Annotated in this window: 3 protein-coding genes and 1 riboswitch; all 3 genes read left to right on the top strand. The window is 51.5% G+C overall.

Annotated elements, in window-relative coordinates:
* The first annotated feature begins 481 nt into the window (after nt 1-481).
* The 3 genes from QVO97_RS06000 (at nt 482) to metK (ending at nt 6,051) form a co-directional block, all read left to right on the top strand.
* Nucleotides 482-2,962 carry a hypothetical protein gene (locus QVO97_RS06000; RefSeq protein ID WP_022359475.1) on the top strand — a complete coding sequence of 827 codons (2,481 nt, stop codon included), beginning with the start codon at nt 482-484 and terminating at the stop codon, nt 2,960-2,962.
* Nucleotides 2,963-3,252: 290 nt separating this feature from the next.
* Nucleotides 3,253-4,545, top strand: a complete 1,293-nt coding sequence (locus QVO97_RS05995) for a UDP-N-acetylglucosamine 1-carboxyvinyltransferase (RefSeq protein WP_022359474.1) — start codon at nt 3,253-3,255, stop codon at nt 4,543-4,545.
* 96 nt (nt 4,546-4,641) lie between these two features.
* Nucleotides 4,642-4,785, top strand: a riboswitch (SAM riboswitch).
* A gap of 78 nt (nt 4,786-4,863) precedes the next feature.
* A complete protein-coding gene (gene metK, locus QVO97_RS05990) occupies nt 4,864-6,051 on the top strand; it encodes a methionine adenosyltransferase (protein ID WP_022359473.1) in 1,188 nt (395 codons plus the stop codon).
* The last annotated feature ends 263 nt before the right edge of the window (nt 6,052-6,314 follow it).

Below are 6,314 nucleotides of genomic sequence, written 5' to 3'. Positions count from 1 at the left end.
CGGGGAATCCGTGGGGACCGCCGCCTCCGCCGCCGGGACCGCGTCCGGAGAGACCGGGGAATCCGTGGGGAGCGCCGCTTCAGGATTTTCTTCAGGTTTTATTAATGAATGAGCTGCAGGAGCGAAGACGGTGTCGGAAGTGCTGAAATTGCAATTTTCAGGTGTAAATTTTTTGAATTAAAATGCAGTAACATCCAGTTGTGACAACGAATTTTACCGATTTGGAAAAAGAACAATCGGGTTACTGGGCCCGTATGCGTGAACAGTAACATAATCGGAGTTCTTACAAATCATAGAAATTCTGGAATTTGGAGCCTGCTTGTGTTATACTGAAACAAAGGCTGCCGCCGGGACAGATGGGTGCCTGCGGCAGTTTTTGGCGTGCATGACAAAACGGAAACAGTTCGGCGGGTAGATTTTCCTGTACCTGTGAAGATACGGAACTGGTATGGTGGAGCGATAAAAGGAATTGATTTGATATATGAAGAAAAACCTGAAAAAGATACTGATTTTACTGATCTTATTTGTGCTGGCAGCAGTCGGTTATTTTACCTGGTCCTGGATGCAGCTGCGGGAGGATGGGGCGGTCTATACCTCGATTGAGGACGCGAACCTTCCAGTCGCTTATGTGAATATTCTGGGGCGGCGGATGAACGAGCTGGACGGTTTCGTGGAGGACAGCCAGAAAGCGGCTGGACGCGGGGATCTGACGCTGCTTCCGGCAGACCGGAAACTGTCGGTGACGATCGACAAGCTGGACTCCCAGATTACGGGGATGCAGTATGAGATCCGCAGTCTGGACGGCGAACGTCTGGTAGAACGGACAACGCTTGACCACTGGGAACAGTCAGGGGAAGAGGTTTCTGCGGAGCTTCCGATCCAGAACCTTCTGACGGAGGAAAGCGAATACCGCTTAACGATTGCGATCGCGACGGAAAAGCACCCGGCGATCTATTTTTACACGCGCGTGATGTGGCAGCAGGAGAGCCGTGTGCAGGAGATGGTCGATCTGGCGGTGTCCTTTTCTGAAAAGACGTTTGATTATGATTCAGCGAGGGAGCTGACGACCTATCTGGAGACGGATCCGAATGCGGACAACAGTTCGTTGGGACATGTGACGTTAAAAAGCGATTTCAGCCAGCTGACCTGGAAAGGGCTTTCGATGGAGCGGGTCAGCGAACCGGAAATTCATCTGCGGGAGCTGCAGGGCATCATTGGGACGATCGATTTAAAGTATGTTGTAAGTGAGATGAAGGATGGCAAGGCGGCTGCTTATTACGATGTGATCGAGAGCTTCACGATGAAGCTGGGCGCACAGCGCATCTACATGATGAATTATGACCGCCGCGCGGACCAGATTTTTACGGGGGAGAGCAGCGCCTATTCTGGCGACCGGATTCAGCTGGGGGTTTCGGATGCGGAGGATCTGCAGTCGATGCAGGATGAAGCGGGGAAATACCGTGCCTTTGTGGCAAACCGGGCGCTCTGGATTTATGATACAGGAAAAAAAGAGAGCACAAAGGTATTTGCGTTCCGCAAGAGCGAGAATGATACGAGGGTCAATTATGATACCTACGGAATCAAGATTCTGGATGTGAGCGAGGCAGGCCAGATTGATTTTGCCGTGTACGGCTATATGAGCCGCGGTAACCACGAGGGAACGACGGGAATCGCGCTGTACCGCTATGAGAGTGCGGGAAATGCCCTGACAGAGCGGCTGTATCTGCCGGCATCGACCGATTACGGCAACCTGCGCCAGGATATCAACCAGCTGTGCTACTTAAGCGGCGGGCAGACGTTATATGTGCTGATGAACCATGCGGTTTACAGTGTCGATCTGACGGGAAAAGAGTACATGGTGGTGGCAGATGGCCTGACGGAGGAAAATTTTGCAGTCAGCACGGATGCCTCCCGGATTGCGTGGCAGGATGGGGCGGATATTTACCGTTCGACCAAGCTGCATGTCATGAATCTGGAGACGGGCAAGAAGGATGAGATTTCCTTCCCGGATCAGACCGTGATCCGGCTGATCGGATTTGTCGGAACCGACTTAGTCTACGGGCTTGCCCATCCGAACGAGCAGCTTACGATGGACGGACGCGTGACGGGGCTTCCGCTGTATGCGGTCGAGATCGTTGGCAGCAATATGGAGATGGAGACCCGCTATGAGAAGCCGGGCGTCAGCCTGGTGGATGTGCGGATTCAGGACAGCCGGGTTCATCTGTCACGGATGCGCCAGATAGGAAGCGGCTATCAGCCGATGGACGAGGACACGCTGGTCTGTAATGAGGAAGTGTCGAAAGATCCACTGGATGGAATCGCTACGTTAAATGACAGTGCAAAGGGGCGTCTCTACTGCGTCAAGCTGGATGCAGGCAAGACGGCACGGAGCACGAAGGTGCATGTTCCGAAGCAGGTGGCAGCAGAAGAAAATGATGTGATTGTGCTTCAGAACAATGGCGCGGCTGCACAGCGGATTTACAGTGCCTACAGCGAGGGACGCCTGAAAGGCTCGTATGCGGAATTTTCCAGCGCGGTGCAGGCAGCTTACGATGGCATGGGACTCGTAACGGATGAAAATGACCGGGTTGTCTGGGTGAGAGCAAACCGGAGCGACGCGAAGACGATCCGAGACGTCCAGAATATGGCGGGAACCGTCAGCCGCTATCTGTCGGATATGGCGGACGGAAAGACGACCTCCTCGGATGGCACAGAGTTAATCGACGCACGCGGGCTGACGCTGAACCAGATTCTCTACTTTGTCTACGCGGGCATGCCGGTGGTGGCATATCTGGGAGACGGAAGCTATGGTCTGATCTGTGGATACGACGCGTACAACATCTCCTGTCTCTGGTATCCGGGCACGGAATTTGCCTACACGGATAAGATGGGACTCAACGATGCAGCGGCATTTTTCGAGGGAAACGGAGGCAATGATTTCATTTGTTTCCTTTCCAATTAAGGGAAAAACGGAAATTACTGTTCACGGGTAGGCACTTTTGGAACCGAAAGTGTCGTAAGAAAACGTGGTGGCAGCAGGAATTTGCCGTATTAAAATGTGAAGCCACGGCAAATTCCATTATTGGGCACATATGCGTGAACAGTAATAAACGGAAAGCCAGTGCTTTACAAATTGAGATGTTATGATATAATCATGTAGATAACATGATATAAATTTAAGAAAATATTAAAGATTTGAGGCGCCGTCTGGCGCGTGTAAGTATCGTAAGATAATAGATTTTGAGGTGCAGAATGGAACAATTTATTATGAAGGGCGGAAATCCGCTGGTAGGCGAAGTGACTATCAGCGGAGCAAAGAATGCGGCGCTGGGAATCTTGGCGGCATCGATTCTGACTGACGAGGATGTTTTAATAGAAAATCTGCCGGACGTGCGTGATATCAACGTGTTTCTGGAGGCTGTTTCGGAGATTGGCGCGATGGTAGACCGGATTGACCGGCACACTGTCCGCATCAATGCGAAGGGGATTCATGCGATCCATGTGGATGACGAGTACATCCGCCGGATCCGAGCTTCCTACTATTTTATTGGCGCCCTGCTTGGTAAGTATAAAAGCGCACAGGTTCCGCTTCCGGGCGGATGCAACATCGGCAGCCGTCCGATCGACCAGCATTTAAAGGGCTTCCGTGCCCTCGGTGCGAAGGTACAGGTGGAAAATGGCGCGGTGCTCGCACATGCGATTGATTTAGTTGGTACCCATATTTATCTGGATATGGTGTCGGTCGGCGCGACGATCAATATCATGATGGCAGCGACGCTGGCAGAGGGCGAGACGATCATCGAGAATCCGGCGAAAGAACCGCATGTCGTCGATGTGGCGAACTTCTTAAACAGCATGGGAGCCAATGTCAAAGGTGCCGGAACCGACGTGATCCGCATCCGCGGCGTCCACAAGCTGCATGGAACCGAATATTCGATCATCCCGGACCAGATCGAGGCAGGTACATTTATGTGTGCGGCAGCGATCACCCGCGGCGATGTGATGGTACAGAATGTCATTCCGAAGCATCTGGAAGCAATTTCTGCGAAGCTTATCGAGATGGGCTGTGAGGTGACGGAGTTTGATGAGGCGGTTCGTGTTGTGGGACGCCCGAGCCATGTGCATACCGATATCAAGACACTTCCGTATCCGGGATTTCCGACTGATATGCAGCCGCAGATCACCGTGACACTGGCACTGGCAGAGGGAACCAGTGTGGTGACCGAGAGTATTTTTGAAAACCGTTTTAAATACGTGGACGAACTTGCCCGCATGGGTGGACGCATCAAGGTTGAGGGCAATACCGCGATCATTACCGGCGTGAAGAAGCTGACTGGAGCACAGGTGGAGGCACCAGATCTGCGCGCAGGCGCTGCCCTGGTCATTGCGGGGCTGGCAGCGGAAGGATATACGACCGTTGATGAGATTGGTTATATCCAGAGAGGCTATGAGCATTTTGAGAAGAAGCTGCAGGGACTTGGCGCGGTGATCGAGAAAGTCGATTCCGAGAAAGAGGCGCAGAAGTTCAGACTCAAAGTGGGCTGATAAAAAAGAATACGGTGTCACATATTGCTTGACAGACACCGCGGAGTATGTTATCGTACTGTTGAAACTTTTAACAATTAAAAAGTTCGTATATATCCCTTATTCAGAGTGATGGAGATACAAAGGATCTATGAAGTCACGGCAACCCCGTTACATGGGACTGAAAATTGGTCTCAGCAGGGAACGGAAGGTGCCAGCCTGAGCGAGGAACCGGGAGATCGGTTTATCGAGCAATAAGAGGAGTTGATCGAGATAATCAAGTCCGTGTTGCTGCGGACTTTTTTTATGTCTTACGACAAACTTATCAAAGGAGGAAATATGGAGAGATTACTTTTTACATCTGAATCAGTAACCGAAGGACATCCGGATAAAATGTGTGATCAGATTTCCGATGCGATTCTGGACGCGCTCTTAGAGCAGGATCCGATGAGCCGTGTGGCTTGTGAGACGGCGACGACAACCGGTCTGGTTATGGTTATGGGCGAGATCACAACGAAAGGCTATGTGGATATCCAGAAGGTAGTCCGCAATACCGTCCGTGAGATCGGTTATGACCGTGCGAAATACGGTTTTGACTGTGATACCTGCGGCGTGATCGTGGCACTGGATGAGCAGTCCCCGGATATCGCGATGGGAGTTGATAAAGCGCTGGAGGCAAAAGAGAACAAGATGACCGACGAGGAGCTGGAGGCAATCGGTGCCGGCGATCAGGGTATGATGTTTGGTTATGCGACCAACGAAACGGATGAATATATGCCATATCCGATTTATCTGGCACACAAACTGGCACGCCAGCTGACCAAGGTCCGCAAAGACGGAACCCTGCGCTACCTGCGTCCGGACGGCAAGACACAGGTAACCGTAGAGTACGATGAGAACGGCAAACCATCACGTCTGGATGCAGTGGTTCTTTCCACCCAGCATGACGAGGAAGTAACCCAGGAGCAGATCCATAAGGATATTAAAAAATATGTATTTGACGAGATTCTGCCGGCAGAGATGGTTGATGAGAATACAAAATTCTTTATCAATCCGACCGGACGTTTCGTTATCGGCGGTCCGCACGGAGACAGCGGTCTGACCGGACGTAAGATCATTGTGGACACCTACGGCGGCATGGCACGTCACGGCGGCGGCGCATTCTCCGGAAAAGACTGCACAAAGGTGGATCGTTCTGCTGCATACGCAGCCCGCTATGTTGCGAAAAACATCGTAGCAGCCGGACTGGCAGACAGATGTGAGATTCAGCTTTCCTATGCGATCGGTGTTGCACAGCCGACCTCCATCATGGTAGATACATTCGGAACCAGCAAGTTGCGTGAGGATCAGCTGGTTGAGATGATCCGCAAGCACTTTGACCTGCGTCCGGCTGGCATCATCAAGATGCTTGACCTGCGCCGCCCGATCTACAAACAGACGGCTGCATACGGACATTTCGGCCGCGACGATCTGGATCTTCCGTGGGAGAAGCTGGATAAGGTGGATGAATTAAAGGCGTATCTGTAAGAGTAGGAAACGCTGCAGGGATATCTGCCCGTAAAAAATCATAAGATCAGAACGAGGGGGCTGCCGCTTTTGCGGCAGTCTCTTTTATTACACAAAAAGGCACATGCTTTTTTATTTATAATACTTTTAGAGACGTAATCTGCAAAATATGATACACTATTTGTGGAAGATATCAGGAGCAAAAGCGCAGAAGTCCGACGCAGTTTTGCGGGAGGATTTTTGTAGGGGCAATCTGATATCAGACCGGGCAATGACTGGAGGAA

It is taken from the genome of Clostridium sp. CAG:43, from assembly GCF_000434655.1.
GTDB classification, from domain to species: domain Bacteria; phylum Bacillota; class Clostridia; order Lachnospirales; family Lachnospiraceae; genus Otoolea; species Otoolea fessa.
Note: the sequence above shows the minus strand (reverse complement) of the source record. Positions and strands in the feature narration are given on the sequence as shown.

What these genes read in the sequence shown, in the direction of transcription:
- QVO97_RS06000 (WP_022359475.1), top strand. Translation starts at nt 482, where the DNA reads ATGAAGAAAAACCTGAAAAAGATACTGATTTTACTGATCTTATTTGTG.
- metK (WP_022359473.1), top strand. Translation starts at nt 4,864, where the DNA reads ATGGAGAGATTACTTTTTACATCTGAATCAGTAACCGAAGGACATCCG.
- QVO97_RS05995 (WP_022359474.1), top strand. Translation starts at nt 3,253, where the DNA reads ATGGAACAATTTATTATGAAGGGCGGAAATCCGCTGGTAGGCGAAGTG.